Below are 19,568 nucleotides of genomic sequence, written 5' to 3'. Positions count from 1 at the left end.
CCCGGAAAGCGTGTCCACGGCGCGAACAAAACCCTTGTGCGCCGCTTCGCTTTCGTGTAAACTTTCGCCTTATCTTCGGGAACGCACCTCCCGGCCCGGTGTATTGTCCGCACAGCCGTTCGCGGCTTCTGAACACGCTATCTCTGAGGAATTCCCATGGCATTTGTCGAAGTCGCGGATGACAAGAAGAAGGCCCTGAACGTCGCCATCGGCCAGATCGAAAAGGCGTACGGCAAGGGCTCCATCATGCGGATGGGCGTCAACGGGCCCAAGGTGCAGGTGGCCGCCATCCCCACGGGCGCCATCAACCTTGACGCCTGCATCGGCGTGGGCGGCATTCCGCGCGGCCGCGTGACCGAGATCTACGGCCCGGAGTCGTCCGGCAAGACGACGCTCTGCCTTCACGTGATCGCCAACGCGCAGAAGATCGGCGGCGTGGCCGCGTTCATCGACGCGGAGCACGCGCTGGACATCGAGTACGCGCGCAAGCTGGGCGTGGACGTCGACAACCTGCTGGTGTCGCAGCCGGACACGGGTGAGCAGGGGCTGGAGATCGCCGAAGTGCTGGTGCGCTCCAACGCGGTGGACGTCATCGTCATCGACTCCGTGGCGGCGCTGGTGCCCCGGGCGGAAATCGAAGGCGAAATGGGCGACAGCCACGTAGGCCTGCAGGCACGCCTGATGAGCCAGGCGCTGCGCAAGCTGACCGGAGCCATCAACCGCACGCAGACCACGGTCATCTTCACCAACCAGATCCGTGAAAAGATCGGCGTGATGTTCGGCAGCCCGGAAACGACGACCGGCGGCCGGGCGCTCAAGTTCTACGCCTCGCTGCGGCTGGACATCCGCCGCATCGGCAGCATCAAGGACCGCGACGTGCTCACGGGCAACAAGACGCGCGTCAAGGTCGTCAAGAACAAGGTGGCGCCGCCCTTCAAGCAGGCGGACTTCGACATCATGTTCAACGTGGGCATCGACCACTACGGCATCATCGTGGACCTGGCGGTGGAGCAGGACGTGATCAACAAGTCCGGCGCCTGGTTCTCGTACGGCGACGTGCGGCTGGGGCAGGGGCGCGAGAACGCCAAGGCCTTTCTGCAGGAAAACCCGCAGGTGGCCGCGGCCATCGAGGTGCAGGTCAAGGAAGTACTGGGGATGAACGGCATCGCCGCCGCCGCCCCCGAGAGCGACGACTGACGTACCGCGCCACGGCGCAACAAGGCCCCTTCCACCGCGGAAGGGGCCTTTCGCGTTCCGCGGCCCGCCTCGGCCGAACCCGCGGCGCGGGCCGCATCCGTTGACGCGCCCCGCCGCGACCCCGACCTTGTCGCTCGCCGCGTTGTACTGACGTCCGGCACCGCGGTTGCACATGCACCCGCGGGTTGCGCGGGGCGCACGGGCGATCTGTCGCCCGGCGCCGCCGCCACTGACCACGGAATCCGGTTGTGAGCGCAAACGAGCACGGACACGCCGAGCCCAAGGGGCGCTACCTGGCGCTGCTCTCCCTTTCCGCGCTGGGCGTCGTCTACGGCGACATCGGAACCAGTGTACTCTACACGGTCCGCGAATCCTTTCACCACACGCACGGGCTTCACCCCACGCGCGACAACGTGCTGGGCGTGCTTTCGCTCATCTTCTGGGCGCTGCTGCTGGTCATCTCCATCAAGTACGCCATCTTCGTGCTGCGGGCCGACAACCGCGGCGAGGGGGGCATTCTGGCGCTCACCTCGCTGGTGACGCCGGTGGGCGCGCTCAAGAAGAACAGCCGCTGGGTGCTCATCATGCTGGGGCTGTTCGGCACGGCGCTGCTGTACGGCGACGGGATGATCACCCCCGTCATCTCGGTGCTGAGCGCAGTGGAGGGGCTGGAGGTGGCTACGCCCTTCTTTTCGCCCTACATCATCCCCATCACCATCGCCATCCTGATCGGCCTGTTCTGGGTGCAGAAGTACGGCACCGGGGGCGTGGGCCGCATCTTCGGCCCGGTGACGCTGCTGTGGTTCGTCATCATCGCCGTCCTCGGGGTGATGAACCTGGTGCGCGACTTCAGCGTGCTGTGGGCCATGAACCCGCTGTACGGCGCGCGCTTCTTCATCCACAACGGATGGAACGGCTTTCTGGTGCTGGGCTCCGTGTTCCTGTGCGTGACCGGCGGCGAGGCGCTGTACGCCGACATGGGGCACTTCGGGCGCAAGCCCATCAAGCTGGCGTGGTACTGGGTGGTGCTTCCCGCGCTGCTGCTGAACTACTTCGGGCAGGGCGCGCTGCTGATTCACAACCCGGCCGCGGTGGACAACCCGTTCTACCGCATGGTGCCGCCGTGGGCGCTGTACCCGGTGGTGGTGATCGCCACGATGGCGGCGGTGATCGCGTCGCAGGCACTGATCACGGGGGCGTTCAGCCTGACCATGCAGGCGGTACAGCTGGGGTACATGCCGCGGGTGCAGATCGAGCACACCTCGTCCCGCGAGCGGGGGCAGATCTACATTCCCGCCATCAACTGGGTGCTGATGATTTCGTGCATCGGCCTCGTCCTTGGCTTTCGCGACAGCACGCACGTGGCGGCCGCGTACGGCGTGGCGGTGACCACGACCATGGTGGTGACCACGCTGCTGCTGTTTACGGTGGAGCGGGAAAAGTGGAAGTGGCCGCGGCTGGCGTCGTGGTCGTTCACGGCGGTGTTCCTGACCATCGACTTCGCCTTCCTGGGCGCCAACCTGGTCAAGATTCCGCACGGGGGCTGGTTTCCCCTTGTGGTGGGCGCGCTGATCTTTGGGCTGATGACGACGTGGAAGACGGGGCGCGGCATTCTGGCGGAGCGCATGGCCTCCAGCACGCTTCCGGTGGACATGTTTCTGGCGGACGTGGGGAACAACCCGCCGCACCGGGTGCGCGGAACGGCCGTGTTCATGTACGGCAACCCCAACGGCACGCCTCCCGCGCTGCTGCACAGCCTGAAGCACTACCAGGTGCTGCACCAGCACACCGTGTTTCTGGCGGTGATGACGGAAGAGGTACCGCACCTGCAGGGCGGGGAGCGCACGGTGGTGCAGGAGCTGGGGCACGGCTTCTACCGCATCACGCTGCGGTACGGCTTCATGGAGGAGCCCGACATTCCCGCCGCGCTGGCCACGATCAAGGTGGACGGGCTGGATCTGAGCCCCGGCCGCACCACGTACTTTCTGGGCCGCGAAACGCTCATTCCCAGCAGCGAGCCGGGGATGGCCAAGTGGCGGGAGCAGCTGTTTGCGCTCATGTCGCGCAACGCGCGGCCCGCGACCGCCTTCTTCGGCCTGCCGCCCAACCGGGTGGTGGAGCTGGGCGCGCAGATCCGGCTGTAGCCCGCAGGCGTCACCGGCGGCGGGACCTTCCCGCCGCCCCACCCATCATCCCTGGACCGCGTGTCCGAGAGCCATCATCCCGAGCCCTCCGGGCGGTACTTCTACGTGCTGGCGCTCACCGCGCTGGGCGTGGTGTACGGCGACATCGGCACCAGTCCCATCTACGCCATCCGCGAGGCGCTGGGCGAGCACTACGGCCTGTCGCCCTCGCGCGACAACGTGCTGGGCGTGCTGTCGCTGATCTTCTGGGCGCTGGTCATCGTCATCTCCATCAAGTACCTGCTCTTCGTGATGCGGGCGGACAACCGCGGCGAGGGCGGGATGATCGCGCTGACGGCGCTGGTGGCGCCGCCCCGGCGCATGCGGGTGGGGAGCCGGCGGTGGACGCTGGTGCTGGTGGGGCTGTTCGGCGCGTCGCTGCTGTACGGCGACAGCATGATCACGCCGGCCATCTCCGTGCTGAGCGCGGTGGAGGGGCTGGAGGTGGCCACGCCGCTCTTTCGCCCGTACATCCTGCCCATCACCATCACCATTCTGGTGGGATTGTTCGCGGTGCAGTCGCGCGGCACGGCGGGGATCGGGCGGGTGTTCGGGCCGGTGACGCTGCTGTGGTTCGCCACGCTGGGCGCGCTGGGGCTGAACCAGGTGGTGCGCCGGCCGGAGGTGTTTCTGGCGCTGAACCCGGTGCACGGCGCGGAGTTCTTCATCCGCAACGGGTGGCCGGGCTTTCTGGTTCTCGGTTCCGTGTTCCTGGTGGTGACGGGCGGCGAAGCGCTGTACGCCGACATGGGGCACTTCGGCAAGAAGCCCATTCAGGTCACCTGGTTCTTCATCGTCCTTCCCTGCCTGTTTCTGAACTACTTCGGGCAGGGGGCGCTGATCATCGGCGATCCCAAGGCGATCGAGCACCCGTTCTTTCTGATGGCGCCCAAGTGGGCGCTGTATCCGCTGGTGGGACTGACGACCATGGCCACGGTGATCGCCTCGCAGGCGGTGATCAGCGGCGCGTTTTCCCTCACGCGGCAGGCGGTGCAGCTGGGGTACCTGCCGCGGCTGCGCATCGAGCACACGTCGGAGCGGCAGATCGGGCAGATCTACATCCCCTCCATCAACTGGCTGCTGATGCTGGCGTGCATCGGCCTTGTTCTCGGGTTCCGGACGAGCAGCAACCTGGCGGCGGCGTACGGCGTGGCGGTGACCACGGACATGGTGTTCACCACTATCCTGTTCGCCTTCGTGGCGCGCGACAAGTTCGGCTGGAGCATGTGGCGCGTGGTGGCGCTGGCGGCGGCGTTCCTGTTCGTGGACCTGGGCTTCTGGGGCGCCAACCTGGTCAAGATTCCGCACGGCGGCTGGTTTCCGCTGGTGATCGCGGCCGTCTTCTTCACCGCGTTCACCACGTGGAAGAAGGGGCGGCAGATTCTGGCGGACCGCATGCAGCACAACGTGCTCCCCATCGACCTGTTCATGGCCGATCTGAATGAGAGCACGTATGTGCGGGTGCCCGGAACGGCGGTGTACATGTACGGCAACGCGGCCGGCACGCCCCCCGCGCTGCTGCACAACCTGATGCACAACAAGGTGCTGCACGAGCGCGTGGTGCTGCTGACGGTGGAAACGGAGGAGATCCCGGTGGTGGACGCCGGGGACCGGGTGACGGTCAAGGAGATCGGCAACGGCGTGTTCCGGGTGGGGCTGCGCTACGGCTTCAAGGAGGATCCCGACATTCCCCAGGCCCTGGCCCTGGTGAACCGGCCGGACCTGCCGCTGAAGACGATGAGCACCAGCTACTTCCTGGGCCGCGAAACGCTCATCGCCTCGCGCACGCCGGGGATGGCGATCTGGCGAGAAAAGCTGTTTTCGGTGATGTCGCGCAACGCGCGGCCGGCGACCGCCTACTTCGGCCTGCCGCCCAACCGCGTGGTGGAGCTCGGCGCCCAGATCGAGCTGTAGTTCTTCCGGTGGAGCGATGAGCGGCCCCGCGGCACTGTCCGCGGGGCCGCTTTTTCGTCGTCGGTACATGATCCGTCAGCGCCACGGAGAGTTCACCGGCGACCCGAGCTTCCGGTCCGGCGGTTGAAACCGCGCCTCGAAAAACACGAAGCCCGCCTTCGCGGGCTGTGGCTGATATTCCGGTCCGTTCCGAACCGCGATCAGGAACATGCACGGCAGCATGCGGATCGTAACACTTGGGACTTGGGCACTCATCCCGCTTGCAAGCGGAACCGGGTTCCGTTATAATCGGAGTATGGTTCCACTTGTGCCGGCTTTGTTCGTGACGCCGGCAGCACATTCGGGTGAAGACGGAGAACGACCATGCAGGACAAGCCTGTCGCCCTGGTTACCGGGGCCAACAAGGGAATCGGCCTTCAGATCGCCAAGGATCTCGCGGGGCACGGATTCACCGTGCTCGTGGGGTCGCGCCGGCTGGAGCAGGGCGAGGCGGCGGCGGCGAGCGTGGGCGCGGATGCCCGCGCCGTTCAGCTCGACGTGACGAACGCTGACTCGATCGCCGCCGCGGCGGAGCGCATCCGCGGCGAGTTCGGCCGGCTGGACGTGCTGGTAAACAACGCGGGGATCTCGCACGCGGGAGCTCCGGGGCGGTCGCTGGAAGAGATCATCGGGTCGGGGCGCGCCAGCGTGGTGTCCGTGGACGAGGTGCGCTCGGTGTTCGAGACCAACGTGTTCGGCGTGATCGCGGTCACCCAGGCCATGCTCCCGCTTCTGCGCGAGGCGCCCGCCGCGCGCATCGTGAACGTCTCCAGCTCACTCGCGTCGCTGGCGATGAACGCGGATACGGCCAATCCGTACCGCGGGGCCAGCGGCGCCAGCTACGGCCCGTCCAAGACGGCGCTCAACGCGGTCACGCTCGCCTTTGCCATGGAGCTGGAGTCCACGCCCATCAAGGTGAACGCCGTCTGCCCGGGCTACACGTCCACGGAGCTGAACGACTTTCAGGGCACGCGCTCGGTGGAAGAAGCCGCCCGCGAGCCGGTGCGTCTGGCGCTGCTGGGTCCCAACGGACCCACGGGCACGTTTTCCAACGAGGACGGCCCGCTTCCCTGGTGACGGGCCCCGGCCGCGCGTGATGCAGAACCGGCGGCTCGGTCCAGCGCCGTCGATGAGATGATGAAGAGCGGCCCCGCGGCACTTTCCGCGGAGCCGCTCTTTTATCATACTTGATCGTGAAAGGCGCGTTCTCCCTCCGCCGCCCGGCGCGCGGTCCGGAGTTCCGCCGCGCACGCCACCCGTTTCGCCGCCGCTCCGCCGGATGATCCACCGGGGACTGGCGTCCATCGGCCGGGACGATCCGCCGCGCCGGTGCGGCGAACCAGAGTGGCTGAAACCCGCGGCGGCCGCCATCCGTTCTGCACGGGGCGCAAACCTTCTGATGCCGGCGAGCATCCAAGCCGTACGCCCGCGATCAGGCCGGACCGCTCCCCAGCCGCACGGGGGTGGCATCCCGCCGGGCAGGGCTCCGCGCCCGCCCCCGGCGCGTGACCGCACGGCCCTCATCCCTTCAAAACACGACGGTATTTCATGTCTGCATGGCGCCTGCCCGCCGCCTGTATTGCCGCCGCCCTCGCGTGCGCGCCCGCCGCATGGGCGCAGGAGCCGCAGCCGGCGCACTCCGCCGCGCCCACGCCGCAGATGCAGGCTGTGCGCGGCGAGGAGCCCATCAACATCGACGGACGGCTGAACGAGGGCGTGTGGACCACCGCGCAGCCCGCCACGGACTTCCGGCAGCAGGTGCCCAGAGAGGGCCAGCCCGCGTCGGAACGCACCGAAGTCCGCCTGGCCTTCGACGACCAGGCGCTGTACATCGGCGCGCGGATGTACGATTCCACGGGGGCCGCCGGGGTGCGTACGCGTCTGGGCCGCCGCGACCAATCGCTGGAAGGCGACTACCTGCAGCTGATCTTTGACACCTACCACGACCACAACGGGCGCACGGTGCTGCAGGTGAACCCGTCGGGGGTCAAGTACGACGCCGGACAGGCCTCGCCGTACGCCGACCCGTCGTGGGACCCCGTCTACACCGTGGCCACGCGGGTGGACTCCGCGGGGTGGACGGCCGAGTTCCGCATTCCGTTCAGCCAGTTGCGCTACCCCGCGGGGACGGACCAGACGTGGGGCATGCAGGTGTGGCGCTTCATCGAGCGTAAGAACGAGCGGGACATGTGGTCGTTCTGGGGGCAGAACGAGGCGGGCGGGCCCAACCGGTTCGGGCACGTGTCGGGGCTGCGGGCGCCGCGCCACCGCCGCAGCGTGGAACTGCTGCCGTACGTGCTGGCGCGCGGCTCGTTCGTGCAGCCGCTGCAGCCGGGAAGCCCGTTCGAGGACCGCCGCTCCGGCGACGTGCGCGTGGGCGGCGACGTAAAGGCGCTGCTCACCAGCACGCTTACGCTGGACGCCACCATCAACCCCGACTTCGGGCAGGTGGAGGTGGACCCCGCGGTGGTGAACCTGTCGCAGTTCGAGGTCTTCTTTTCCGAGAAGCGGCCCTTTTTCGTGGAAGGAAGCGGGCTGTTCGACTTCGGCGAGTTCAGCTGCCAGTTCTGCAGCAACGTCAGCACCATCCAGCCCTTCTACTCGCGCCGCATCGGGCGGACGCCGCAGGGCTTCGTGACGCAGTCGGCCACCTTCACGCGCTCGCCGGAAAGCAGCAACATCCTGGGCGCGGCCAAGGTCACCGGCCGCCTTCCCGGCGGGCTGCAGGTGGGTGTGCTGGACGCCGTGACGCGGCGCGAGCGCGCGCTGGCCATTTCCCCGGAAGGCGACCGCTTTACGGAAGAGGTGGAGCCGGCCACCAACTACTTCGTGGGCCGGCTGCGCAAGAACATGCGCGGCGGCAACGTGACCATCGGCGCGCTGGGCACGTCGGTGATCCGCGGCTTTGATTCCGAGCCCCTGCGCGGGTTTCTGCCCTCGCGCGCCGAGGCGGTGGGGATGGACTGGAATGTCTACTGGAAGAACCGCACGTACGGCTGGATCGGCAACCTGGTCGTGTCGGAGGCCGGCGGCGACTCGGCGGCCATCCTGCGGCTGCAGAACTCGCCCGCGCGCTACTTTCAGCGGCCGGACCGCGACCCGGGGGCCAACGGCGTGTTTTCTGACCGGCTGGACACCGGCGCCCGCTCGCTGCGCGGTATTGGCGGATACACACGGGTGGCCAAGGACGCCGGGACGTGGCGGTACGAGGCGGCGCTGGACTTCCGCAGCCCGGGGTACGAGACGAACGACCTGGGATACCTGCCGCAGGCGGATTACGTGTGGGGCAACGCCAACCTGCTGCGGGTGTGGAACCGGCCCACGAAACTGTACCGCGACATGGCGGTGATCGTGGGGAGCCAGCAGCAGGTGAACTTCGACAGCGACCTGACCGGGCGCGACTTTCACGCGTACGTGGGCGGCCAGCTGGCCAACTGGTGGGACGTGAGCGCGTTCAGCATCGTCAACACGCAGGCCAGCGACGACCGGCTTACACGCGGCGGCCCCGTGGTGCGCACTCCCGCGAGCCTGCTGATGGCGCTGAACGTGAGCACCGATGCGCGCCGCATGGTGGTGCTGGGCTCGAGCCCGCGGTACAGCACCGACGAGGACGGCGGATGGAACTGGAGCGCGGACCTCAGCATGCGCGTAAAACCCGCCAGCAACGTGCAGTTTTCTCTGGGCCCTGCGTATTCGGCCTCGTACACGACGCAGCAGTACGTGGATGACTTCGCCGACCCCACGGCGGACCACTTCTTTGGCCAGCGCACGGTGTTTTCGGACCTGCACCAGCGCACGCTGTCCATGAACACGCGGCTGAACTGGACGTTCTCGCCCACGCTGACGCTGGAGCTGTTCGCGCAGCCGTTCATCGCCACCGGCGAGTTTGACCGCTTCAAGGAGTTCACCGCCACGCGCACGCTGGACAAGCGGGAGTTCGACGCGCAGCAGATTTCGCCCATCGTGCAGGACGGGCGCCGGGTGGGCTACTCGCTGGACCCGGACCGCACCGAGGCCACGCCGAACTTTGCGTTCGCCAACCCGGACTTCAACTTCCGCAGCCTGCGCGGCAACGCCGTGGTGCGGTGGGAGTACCGCCCGGGCTCCACGCTGTTCTTTGTGTGGCAGCAGCAGCGGTCGGGTGCGCAGGCGTACGGCGACTTCGAGCTTTCGCGCGACGCGAACGCCATCTTTCGCCAGCGCCCGGACAACGTGTTCGTCATCAAGGCCAGCTACTGGATCGGCCGCTGACCAGCACTGCCGAACGCGGGCGCTTCTCCTCGAGGGGCGCCCGCGTTTCTGCGTCCTTGATGGTGTCGCCTCGTGGGCCGTGCTCGTCGCGACGTTGGCTCGGCGGATGGTAGATCCTTCGGTCGCGCGTAACTCGGCGTGAGGGAAAGAGCGGCGCACGCTCCCTCAGGATGACGCCGGAGGCGTCTGGTCGATCACTGACTGAATCTCCGCCCCTGACCGATGGCGTTCCCCTGAGGCGAGCTCGGCCGATGCCGCGGCGTGCGCGGGCGAGGCTCGGCGCAACTTTGGCCGGCCTCTTTGCGTATCCGGGATCATCGCCGCCCGTTGCGCGGTATCAGAGGAACTACGTCGCAGTCTGCGCGGGCACTGGACAGGAGCGAGGACCGGGTGTTTGAGTACGCGGGGGGGCAAAAGAAACCCAGCAGGCGCGGGCAGCTTCAGGCGGCGGCCGCCGCCGGGGTGGCGCACGTGCTGCTGCTCGTGCTCTTCATCTGGCTCAGCCGGGCAACCGCTCTGCTGGCCATCGCGCCTCCGGGCGACGGGCCGGACCTGCGCTTTCCCGACGCGGGCGGCGGCGGTGGCGGCGGGGGAAGCGGCGGCGAAGAACTGGTATCGTACATCGACATCGCGCCTCCGGCCGCGCCCGCCACGCAGGCTCCGCCCGTGGTGGTGCCGGAAGTCGACGCGCTGATTCCGCCCGAGCCCACGCCGCCGCCGGTTCCGACTCCGCCGGTGGAGCAGCCCAAGCCCGAGCAGCCGCGTCCCGCAGCGCCGGCCCCCGCGGCGCCGCGCGCACCCGCTCCCGCCGTGGGCGCGGGGACGGGGGCGGGCACCGGTGGCGGACAGGGCACGGGGCAGGGGCCGGGAGACGGCCCCGGCGTGGGACCGGGCTCCGGCGGCGGATCGGGCGGGGGAAGCGGTGGAGGAATCGGGTCCGGCAACGGGCCGGGCACGGGCGGCGGCAGCCGCATCAAGCTTCCCGAAACGGACCTGCTGCTGATTCCGCCCGACCGCCCGCGCGGTGTGGCCAGCCAGGACGTGGCCATCCGCCTGCTGGTGGACGTGCGCGGGCGGGTAAAGAACGCGCGGCTGGTGACCAGCACGGGAAACCGCGGCTACGACGACCGGGTTCGGCGCTGGGCCAGCGAGCTGGTCTTTCGCCCCGCGGTGAACCTGGATACCAATCGCCCGGTGGAGGCGGAAACGGAAATCACGGTTTCCGTCTGAGGACGTACATCGACGGAAGACAACAGGGCCCGCCGCGGAGCATCGCGGCGGGCCCACTCGTTATCCGTCGTATCCGTCCCGCGGCATCACCTGGTCCATCACCTCGCGGATCGTCTCGCCGCCAAAACCGCGGCGCGCCAGGTAGCCGTGCAGCCGCCGCCGCGCCCGGTCCGGCTCCTCGCCCGCGCGCGGCTTCCACTTTTCCGCCGCGCGCAGGGCCAGTTCGTGGTCGTCCGTTCCTTCGCCTTCCAGCGTTTCGCGAATGGCGTCGCGGGCCGTCTCCGAATCCACCCCCTTGGCCCGCAGCTCGTTCTCCAGCCTGCGCGTGCCCTGGGGGCGCAGGCGCAGGCGGTCGCGGACGAGCATTCCCGCGAATGCCGCGTCGTCCATCATCCCCAGTTCCCGCATGCGCTCCACGACCTCGGCGGCCACCTCCGGCTCGTAGCCCTTCATCCGCAGGCGGCGGGTGAGTTCGGCCACGCTGCGGGGACGCACGGCCAGCAGGTTGAGGGCGGATTCGCGCGCCTGCCATCCCCGGTCCTGGCGCTCCAACTCCTGCAGGCGCGTCTCGGTGATCTCCTCGCCCACGTGCAGGTGCGCGGCGTGGGCGATATCGAGGGCCAGACCCATCCGGAACACGCCATCGATGAACAGGCTGATCCGTTCGGCGGCGTGCTTCTGCGGTTCCAGCTTGGTGATCTTCATCGGTCGTCTGCGGTGCGGCGCGGCCTTGTCGGCGTGGGGACCGGGGGATTATGCTTGCGCCGGCCATCTCCCGAAACCCGTATCGACCGAGAATTTGCCGCTGGACTCCGCTTCCGCCGTCCCCGCGCCCGCCGCGCCCGACGACTTTCGGGCGCTGCGCGACCGCGAGTTTCCGTACATCGCCCGGTCGCCGTACCTGAACGCGGCGTCCATGGGGCCGCTGCCGGAGCGCGCGCGCCGCGCCATCGACGCGTACACGCTGCGCCGCGCCGACATCCACGCGCTGCGCGGCGACGACTTCGAGCCCACGCTGGCCCGCTGCCGCCGTCTGGCCGCCACGCTGGTGGGCGCGGACGCGGACGAGATCGCGCTCCTGCCCAACACCAGCTTCGGGCTGAACCTGGCGGCGCACTGCCTGCCCATGGAGCGCGGCTCGCGCATCGTGGTGAGCGACCGCGAGTTTCCCGCCAACGTGTACCCGTGGATGGCGCTGGAGCGCGCGGCCGGGATCACCGTCACCATTGTTCCCACCGACTCGCAGGGGCACCCGGACGAGTCGCGGCTGATGGAGGAGATCGCGCGCGGCGACGTGCGGATGCTGGCGGTTTCCGCGGTGCAGTTCACAGATGGATGGCGCGCGGACCTGGAAACGCTGGGCCGCGCCTGCCGCCGGCACGACGCATGGTTCGTGGTGGACGGGATCCAGGCGGTGGGCCAGCTGCCGGTGGACGTGCGCGCGGCGGGGATCGACCTGATGGCCATTGGCGCGCAGAAGTGGCTGTGCTCGCCGTTCGGCACGGGATTCACTTACGTGCGGCGGGAACTGATCGAGCGGATGGAGCCCGCGGTGGTGGGGTGGACGTCGCAGACCGCATCGGCGGACCTGGAGCAGGTGCTGGAGTACGGGATGGAGTGGCTGCCGGGGGCGCGCCGCTTTGAGGTATCGACCCAGCCCTTTCAGGACTACGCGGGGATGGCGGAGTCGCTGCAGCTGGTGGTGGAGGCGGACCCCGCGCGCATTCAGGCGCACGTGGCGGCGCTGATCGATCCGCTGGCGGAGTGGCTGCACGGGCGTGGGATTCCCATCACCAGCGACCTGCGGCCGGAGCGCCGGTCGGGGATCTTTTCCTTTCGCCCGTTTGACGTGCGCGGCACGTTCACCGCGCTGAACCGGGCGCGCGTGGGATGCGTGGTTCGCGAGGGCGCCATCCGTCTCGCGCCGCATCTGTACAACCAGCCGGAAGACATGGCCCGCTTGATGGACGTTCTGGACGGATGTCTGCCCCGATGAAAGGCTCTCCCGAGGAACTCAAGACGCTCGTCCACGAGGTGCGCGACGCCCACGCGCCGGACCCGCGCATGGCGGTGTTCGAGGTGGACGTGGAGGTGCACGGCGACCGCGTGGTGTTCGTGGGCTTCACCTCGGAGCCGGCGGCGGCGGAGGAGCTGCACCGCCGGGCCGCGGGGCTCACGCAGTGGACGGAGGTGGCGGACCGGGTGCAGCTCCTTCCGGAAGCCGCCCCGGACGAGCTTGTGCACGCCGTGGTCTCCGCCGCGCTGGCGCCGATGATGGGCGGGCCGCGGATCGCCTCCACGCAGGTGTCTCAGGCGGTCCTCGGCAGCCGCCTTGTCGTTTTCCGCCGCGAGGGGCGGTGGCTGCAGTGCAAGGGCCCGGACGGGTACATCGGGTGGATTCACGCCGGCTACGTGGCGCTGATGGACGAGGCGGGGGCGCGGGCGTGGGAGATGGGCGTGGACGGCGACGTGTGGATTTCGCTGGGTGCCGAGGTGCTGGACGACGACGGCGCCATCATGGCGCGGCTGCCGTGGAACGCGCGCATCACGCGGCTGGGGAGCGGGCTGGCGCGGCTTCCGGACGGGCGCACGGGGCACATCCGCGGCGAGGTGATTCCGCTGGGCGCGCGGCAGCTGGGCTTTCCGACGGATCCCACGGCGATCTGCGAGACGGCGCCGCGATGGCTGGGGGTGCCGTACCTGTGGGGCGGGATCACGATGGGCGGGGTGGACTGCTCCGGCTTTGTGCAGGCGCTGCACCGCATGCACGGGCACACGCTTCCGCGCGATTCGGACCAGCAGAGCCGGGCGGGGGAGTCGGTGGATCCGGGGGAGAACTTCGAGAAGCTGCTGCCGGGTGACCTGCTGTTCTACGCGGAGCAGCCCGGGCGGTGCACGCACGTGACGATGTCGCTGGGCGGATCGGAGATCATCCACTCGTCGTTGGGGAACGCGGGCGTGGGGCGCAACGACATGGCAGGGCGGCGGAGCTACGAGCGGGAACTGCGGCGGATTTTTCTGTGGGCGCGGCGGATTCTGCCGCGGTGAGGGGAAGGGCGCCGGGCGGGTCCGGTGTGGGGTGGGGAGAGTTGGAGAGGGCGGGATTGTCCGGGTGAGCTGGGGCGACTGAAGTCGCGGCAACAACGGCGCAAAGTCCGCCTTCGCGGACTGGGGGGCAGGCTCTGCACGTCGTCGAGGGTTTTGGCGCGTCCGCCATCCAGGAGTTTGGGGGAGGCTTCCCACGTCTTCTAAGGGGTTTCGCCGCGCCCGCCATCCAGGAGCGAATGAATTCGCCGCTGGAAAGGCACGAAGTCCGCCTGCGCGGACTGGGCCGGACGGTTCGGGGTGGGTCGGGGAGCTTGGCGCGTGCGGCATTCAGGAGCGGCATCGGGATGCTGAGCGAGAGGGGCGGACGGTACTGCCGGCCGGCGCTCGCGCTGAGTTCATCCGCGTTTTTCGGGAGGGACACCTTTCGGGGTTCCGGCGGATACATCGCGGCGGTGCGGGCTGCTTGTCATCGACCGAATGCCCAAGAAGCGTGCGGCGGCGCGGATCTGTCCCGCCGCGCGCAGAGTTGACCGACGCACCACCTGCCGCGCGTCAGTTGAGTGACTCCGCTTAGCAAACGGCTGCCCGAGGCCGCGCCGGGGATGGGCGGCCGCCTGGATCCGAACCTCCGGCGCACCGGCCTGTTTCCGCAGGCAGAAGCGCATCCGCAACGCGAAAGGGCGACGGACCATGCAGGTCCATCGCCCGTCATCCACGAAAACCGAACGGTGGAGGCTAGTTCTTGATGAGCAGGTGGACCAGCAGCCACCCCATGGCGATGCCCGCGGCAGTACCCACGGCAATCACCGCGCCCAGGCGGAACCGGCTTTTCCAGGGGGAACGCGCCACGTCTCCTCGTCATTCAACAGGGGTGAAGCCGCGCTCGGCCGGCGGCGCGCCGGCAATTCGCCAGACCCGTGCCGCGCCGGGCGCGGCGGGGCCATGTTGCCGGTCCGCGCCCCTTCGCGCAAGGCCGGCGCCATGATCGCGGGCATTGGAACCGACATGGTTTCCATCACCCGTGTGCGCGAACTGCTGCACCGAAAGGGCGATGCCGCGCTGCGCCGCTTCTTTACCCCGGCGGAAGCCGAGCGCTGCCACGCGTCCAAGTCGCCGGGCGAATCGTTCGCGGCGCGGTTCGCGGCCAAGGAGGCGTTCTTCAAGGCCATGGGCACCGGATGGGGCCTGGGCGGCCGGTGGACGGAGGTGGAGGTGGTGTCGGCCCCGTCGGGCGCGCCCTCGATCCGCCTGAGCGGCCGTGCGGCGGAACTGGCCGCGGAGCGGGGAATCGACCGCATCCATCTTTCCATGACGCACACCGACGACACCGCCGCCGCCTTTGTGGTGCTGGAGTCCGCCGCCGGTTGACAGCGTTCCCGTGCGGCGGCCACTTTGCCGCGCTCGCTCGCACTTCTCCGGACGCGGACACTTTCACGTTGCACACCGCGCTACTCTACGCCCTGGCCGCGGCCGGAGCGAACCTTCTGGGCGGCTTGGTCATCACGGCGCCGTCGGCTACGGGCCGGGCCACGCAGCGCCTGATGATTGCGTTCGGCTCCGGCTTCATGATCGCCACCGCGCTGGTGGGGATGGTTCCACACGCCGTGGAATCCGGCGAGCGCGGCGTGCTGGCGGTGCTGGTGGGCTACCTGCTCGTCCACCTGACGCAGCACGTGCTTACGCCGCACTTCCATTTCGGCGAGGAAACGCACTCCCACGCCATGGTGGACCGCTCGGTTGGCACGGCCGCGCTGCTGGGCCTGCTGCTGCACACCTTCTTTGACGGCGTGGCCATCGCCAGCGGCTTTCAGGTGGGCGAGTGGCTGGGGCTGCTCGTCTTTGTCGCCATCCTGCTGCACAAGATGCCGGAAGGCGTCACCGTTGCGTCCATCATGCTCGCCAGCGGCAACTCGCGCCGGCGGGCGATCGGCGCGGTGCTGCTGCTGGGCGTGTCGACGATGGCGGGGGTGATCCTCACCCAGCACGTGCGCCTGCTGGCCAGCACCGGGCTTGCGCTGAGCGCGGGGGTGACGCTGTACGTGGGCGCCAGCAACCTGGTGCCCGAGGTGCAGAAGAAGCGCGATCTGCCCAGCGCCATCGCGCTCTTCGCGGGCGCGGGCCTGTTCTACGCCACCTATCTGCTGCTTCGGCGGTACGTGCAACCGTGAGCGACCTGTCCCTGTTTGGCGACGCCGATCCCGGCGTTCACCACCGCGACGATCCGCCGCCCCCCGCGGCCCCGTCCGCGCCGCTGGCGGAGCGGATGCGTCCGCGCTCGCTGGACGAGATCGTGGGACAGCCCAAGCTGGCCGGTCCGGAGGGCACGCTGCGCAAGCTGCTGGCGACCGGCCATCTGCCCAATCTGATTCTGCACGGCCCGCCGGGGACGGGAAAAACGACGCTGGCCCGCGTGATCGCCGGGGACAGCGGATACTCGTTCGTCCCGTTCAACGCCGTGAGCGAGGGCGTTCCGCGGCTGCGCGAGGTGGTGAAGGAGGCGGAGTCGCGCCGCCGCGCCGGCCGCCGCACGCTGCTGTTCGTGGACGAAATCCATCGGCTGAACAAAGGCCAGCAGGACTTTCTTCTTCCCGGCATCGAGTCGGGGCTGATGACGCTCGTCGGGGCGACCACGGAGCATCCGGCGTTCGAGATCAACCCCGCCGTGCTGTCGCGCTCGCGCGTGCTGGTGCTGGAGCCGCTTTCGGAGGATGACGTGCGTTCCGTCGTCCGCCGGGCGCTGGCCGACGAGGAGCGTGGGCTGGGCGGCACCGGGCTGACGATCGACGACGAGGCGGAAGACGTGCTGGTGCGCCACACCGGCGGCGACGCGCGGCAGGCGCTCACGGGGTTGGAGATTGCCGCGCGGCTGGCGGGATACGGGGGGCGGATTACGCCGGAGGAGGTTCGCGAGGCGCTGCAGCGGCCCACGGCGCGGTACGACACCTCGCTGATGTACGAGATGCTGTCCGCGTTCCACAAGTCGCTGCGGGCCAGCACGGGCTCCGGCGCGCTGTACTGGGCCATGCGGATGATTCAGTCCGGCGAGGACCCCAAGACGGTGTTCCGCCGCCTGATCGCCGCCGCGTACGAGGACGTGGGACTTGCCGATCCGCAGGCGGGAATCGTGTGCGTGAACGCCATGCTGGCGTACGAGCGGCTGGGGCATCCGGAGGGAATGCTTCCGCTGTACAATGCGATTCTGTACGTGGCCAACGCGCCCAAGAGCAACCGGGCGTACATGGCGGGCGGTGCGGCGTCGCGGGCGGCAAAGGAGCATCCGGACGCACCCATCCCGCTGCATCTGCGCAATCCCACGACGTCGCTGATGAAGGAGTGGGGCTTCGGGGAAGGATACAAGTACGCCCATGACTTCCCCGGCGGATATACGCCCATGCAGACGCTGCCGGACGAGATCGCGGACGAGCGCTTCTACCAGCCCACGGACCGCGGCTTTGAAGCCAAGCTCGCCGCCCGCATCCGCGAACGCGGCGATCCGGGGTGAGCGGCCACGTGCGAAAGGGGAGCCCGCTCGCGCTGCTGCTGCGGCTGGAGGTGCGGCGGCTGTCGGATTCGGTGCGGCATCCGCGGCCGGGCGCGCTGATCGCCATGCTGCTGCCGCTGGCGGTGGGGGTGGCGGCGCTCTGGTTCGGCGCGGACTCGGTGCGCGCCGATCCGCGGGACGGCGACGGCGCGATCGGCCTGGGGCTGCTCGCGGCGTCGCCGGTCGCGTTCTGGGCTTATCCCATCCTTTTCCGTCCCGCGGACGACGCGCTGCTGCGCCGCCTGGGCGTACCGTCCGGCGCGTCCTATGGCCTGCGCGCGCTGCGGCTGCTGGCGCTCACGCTGGCTGTCGTCGCGCTGCTGATGGTTCCGTTCGCCGCCACGGGAACGCTGGGCGTGCTGCCGATCGCCGCCGCGCTCGGTGGCGGGATCAGCGCGTGGGGGTGCGCGCTGTTCGCCCTCTCCGGCGCGGCGGAGCGGATCGCGCGGCCGAACCATCGTCCGGGCGTGAGCGGCGCTTCGATGGGCTTCGACCGGGAACTGGCCAACGCGGGACCGCTGGTGTTCGCGCCGCTGCCGCCGGTGATTCTGGGCGCCTTTTCCGCACGCGTGGTGGCGGGAGACGCGGCGCTCGTGGCCCTCGCCATCGTCACCGCCCTCGCGTGCGGGCTGGCGTGGCTGGGCGCGGGCCGCTTCGCGCGCGCGCTGCCGCGCTTTGGCCCGCAGGCGAACGAGATGTCGTACGCGCCGCCGCCCGCCGCGGGGGACGCGGGGCTGGTGATCGGCCGGGGCCTGGCGCGGGTGCTGCCGGCGCGCGCCGGAGCCGTGCGCGCGCGCGACGCGGCCGTGGTGTCGCGCCGGTTCCGCTGGGCGGGGCGCATCGCGTGGCCCGTGGCCGTCGTGTGCGTGCTGGCGCTGCTGCGCGCGGGGGAACGCGTGGAGGTGCAGGGGTGGGTGGCCGCCGCGGGCGCGCTGGTGCTGGCGATGCAGGGCGTGGCCGTGATCGCGCTGGGCCGGCTGGAACGCGCGGGGGCCCGGTGGATGGACCGCGCCGCCGGCCTGCGCGCGCGCGACCGCCTGGCCGGGCGCTGGGCGGCCGCATTCGGGATGGCGCTTCCGCTGTCCGCTTCCGTGGGAATCGTGTGGGGGATGATCGTGCCTGACAGTTCGGGATGGATGTGGCCCGCCGCCTCGGCCGCCGCGGCCGTGCTGGCCGCGGGTGCGTCCCTGGCCGCCGCCGGCCGATGACGGACATGGCGCCGCTTTCCGTCGACGGACTGCGCAAGGCGTACCGGCGCGGGCCCGTGCTGGGCGACCTGACCTTTGCCCTGCGCGCGGGCGAGGCGGTGGCGCTGCTGGGGGGCAACGGCGCGGGAAAGAGCACGCTGCTGGGCTGCATCACGGGCGACCGGGTGCCGGATCGCGGCGGGGTGCGGCTGTGCGGCCACGATCCGTTTTCGGACCTCGCCGCGGCGGCGCAGTGTATGGGCTTTGTTCCCGAGACGCCGTTTCTGTATCCCGAACTCACCGTGGGCGAGATGCTGCAGTTCGTCGCCGCGGCGCGCGCTATGGACGAGGGCGGCGCCGCGGCGGAGACGGCGCGGCTGCTGGAACTGCTCGGCCTGGCCGGGGCGGAGGGTACGCTGTGCCGCGAGCTTTCGCAGGGGATGGGGCGCAAGACGGCCATCATCGCCGCGCTGCTGCACCGCCCGCGCGCCATTCTGCTGGACGAGGCGCTGAACGGGCTGGACCGCCCATCATCCGCCCGGCTGATCGCGGAACTGGATGCGCGGCGGGCGGAGGGCGCGGCCGTCCTCATCAGCAGCCACGACCTGGAGTTCGTGGGCGAGTGGTGCGGCCGCGGGCTGATGCTGGAGCCGGGCGCGCGGTGGACGATGCTGGAAGGCGAGGCGTGGGAGCAGTGGAAGCGCGCGCCGTCGCTGCGGGCGGGCTGGGGCGACTGAAGTCGCGGCAACAACGGCGCGAAGTCCACCTTCGTGGACTGCGGCGGCGGGATCGGTGCGGTCGGCCGGCATCAACGCGTCGGCCGTCCAGGGGCGAATCAGATCCTCCACGGTTGCGAGGTCCGGCATCCAGGAGCGAATGAATTCGCCGCTGGAAGGGCACAAAGTCCGCTCGCGCGGACCGGCGATGAGTACCGCGGCCGCGCGAATTTCCGTATGTCCACGGACGCGGATGACCCGC

14 protein-coding genes are annotated in these 19,568 nt (G+C 69.7%); 13 read left to right on the top strand and 1 reads right to left on the bottom strand.

Annotated elements, in window-relative coordinates; all coding sequences use genetic code 11:
• The first annotated feature begins 156 nt into the window (after positions 1-156).
• The 6 genes from recA (at position 157) to HNQ61_RS21720 (ending at position 10,814) form a co-directional block, all read left to right on the top strand.
• Positions 157-1,197 (top strand): recombinase RecA, encoded by a 1,041-nt coding sequence (gene recA / locus HNQ61_RS21745; RefSeq protein ID WP_170035483.1) that lies wholly within the window; start codon positions 157-159, stop codon positions 1,195-1,197.
• Between the two features lie 248 nt (positions 1,198-1,445).
• Positions 1,446-3,341, top strand: a complete 1,896-nt coding sequence (locus HNQ61_RS21740; RefSeq protein WP_205761637.1) for a KUP/HAK/KT family potassium transporter — start codon at positions 1,446-1,448, stop codon at positions 3,339-3,341.
• Positions 3,342-3,401: 60 nt separating this feature from the next.
• Positions 3,402-5,294 (top strand): KUP/HAK/KT family potassium transporter, encoded by a 1,893-nt coding sequence (locus HNQ61_RS21735; protein ID WP_205761639.1) that lies wholly within the window; start codon positions 3,402-3,404, stop codon positions 5,292-5,294.
• Positions 5,295-5,657: 363 nt separating this feature from the next.
• Complete coding sequence (locus tag HNQ61_RS21730) at positions 5,658-6,410, top strand: SDR family oxidoreductase (RefSeq protein ID WP_170035484.1); 753 nt, start codon at positions 5,658-5,660, stop codon at positions 6,408-6,410.
• 471 nt (positions 6,411-6,881) lie between these two features.
• Positions 6,882-9,584 carry a DUF5916 domain-containing protein gene (locus tag HNQ61_RS21725; protein ID WP_170035486.1) on the top strand — a complete coding sequence of 901 codons (2,703 nt, stop codon included), beginning with the start codon at positions 6,882-6,884 and terminating at the stop codon, positions 9,582-9,584.
• Between the two features lie 390 nt (positions 9,585-9,974).
• The gene (locus tag HNQ61_RS21720) at positions 9,975-10,814 is read left to right on the top strand and encodes an energy transducer TonB (RefSeq protein ID WP_170035487.1); all 840 of its coding nucleotides are present in this window, start codon (positions 9,975-9,977) and stop codon (positions 10,812-10,814) included.
• A 60-nt stretch (positions 10,815-10,874) separates the two neighbouring features.
• Here the strand turns inward: HNQ61_RS21720 and HNQ61_RS21715 are convergent, their stop codons facing one another.
• Positions 10,875-11,519, bottom strand: a complete 645-nt coding sequence (locus HNQ61_RS21715) for a regulatory protein RecX (RefSeq protein ID WP_170035488.1) — start codon at positions 11,517-11,519, stop codon at positions 10,875-10,877.
• A 94-nt stretch (positions 11,520-11,613) separates the two neighbouring features.
• Between HNQ61_RS21715 and HNQ61_RS21710 the strand changes: the two genes are divergently transcribed.
• The 7 genes from HNQ61_RS21710 (at position 11,614) to HNQ61_RS21680 (ending at position 19,327) form a co-directional block, all read left to right on the top strand.
• Complete coding sequence (locus HNQ61_RS21710) at positions 11,614-12,810, top strand: aminotransferase class V-fold PLP-dependent enzyme (protein WP_170035489.1); 1,197 nt, start codon at positions 11,614-11,616, stop codon at positions 12,808-12,810.
• Positions 12,807-13,862: a C40 family peptidase gene (locus tag HNQ61_RS21705; RefSeq protein ID WP_170035490.1), complete on the top strand. Its 1,056-nt coding sequence runs from the start codon at positions 12,807-12,809 to the stop codon at positions 13,860-13,862. The genes HNQ61_RS21710 and HNQ61_RS21705 overlap by 4 nt, the downstream gene beginning before the upstream one ends.
• Positions 13,863-14,843: 981 nt before the next feature.
• Positions 14,844-15,230: a holo-ACP synthase gene (locus tag HNQ61_RS21700; RefSeq protein WP_170035491.1), complete on the top strand. Its 387-nt coding sequence runs from the start codon at positions 14,844-14,846 to the stop codon at positions 15,228-15,230.
• A 68-nt stretch (positions 15,231-15,298) separates the two neighbouring features.
• Positions 15,299-16,030 carry a ZIP family metal transporter gene (locus HNQ61_RS21695; RefSeq protein WP_170035492.1) on the top strand — a complete coding sequence of 244 codons (732 nt, stop codon included), beginning with the start codon at positions 15,299-15,301 and terminating at the stop codon, positions 16,028-16,030.
• Complete coding sequence (locus HNQ61_RS21690) at positions 16,027-17,364, top strand: AAA family ATPase (RefSeq protein ID WP_205761641.1); 1,338 nt, start codon at positions 16,027-16,029, stop codon at positions 17,362-17,364. Before HNQ61_RS21695 ends, HNQ61_RS21690 begins: the two co-directional genes overlap by 4 nt.
• 8 nt (positions 17,365-17,372) lie before the next feature.
• A complete protein-coding gene (locus tag HNQ61_RS21685; RefSeq protein WP_170035493.1) occupies positions 17,373-18,611 on the top strand; it encodes a hypothetical protein in 1,239 nt (412 codons plus the stop codon).
• Complete coding sequence (locus HNQ61_RS21680) at positions 18,608-19,327, top strand: ABC transporter ATP-binding protein (protein ID WP_170035495.1); 720 nt, start codon at positions 18,608-18,610, stop codon at positions 19,325-19,327. The genes HNQ61_RS21685 and HNQ61_RS21680 overlap by 4 nt, the downstream gene beginning before the upstream one ends.
• The last annotated feature ends 241 nt before the right edge of the window (positions 19,328-19,568 follow it).

Source organism: Longimicrobium terrae, assembly GCF_014202995.1.
In the GTDB taxonomy this organism is placed as follows: Bacteria; Gemmatimonadota; Gemmatimonadetes; order Longimicrobiales; family Longimicrobiaceae; genus Longimicrobium; species Longimicrobium terrae.
This window is presented reverse-complemented; position numbering and strand designations above follow the sequence as displayed.

Excerpts from the sequence above, each read along its gene's own strand:
- recA (WP_170035483.1), top strand. The coding sequence starts at position 157 with ATGGCATTTGTCGAAGTCGCGGATGACAAGAAGAAGGCCCTGAACGTC.
- HNQ61_RS21730 (WP_170035484.1), top strand. The coding sequence starts at position 5,658 with ATGCAGGACAAGCCTGTCGCCCTGGTTACCGGGGCCAACAAGGGAATC.
- HNQ61_RS21725 (WP_170035486.1), top strand. The coding sequence starts at position 6,882 with ATGTCTGCATGGCGCCTGCCCGCCGCCTGTATTGCCGCCGCCCTCGCG.
- HNQ61_RS21715 (WP_170035488.1), bottom strand. The coding sequence starts at position 11,519 with ATGAAGATCACCAAGCTGGAACCGCAGAAGCACGCCGCCGAACGGATC.
- HNQ61_RS21705 (WP_170035490.1), top strand. The coding sequence starts at position 12,807 with ATGAAAGGCTCTCCCGAGGAACTCAAGACGCTCGTCCACGAGGTGCGC.
- HNQ61_RS21700 (WP_170035491.1), top strand. The coding sequence starts at position 14,844 with ATGATCGCGGGCATTGGAACCGACATGGTTTCCATCACCCGTGTGCGC.
- HNQ61_RS21680 (WP_170035495.1), top strand. The coding sequence starts at position 18,608 with ATGACGGACATGGCGCCGCTTTCCGTCGACGGACTGCGCAAGGCGTAC.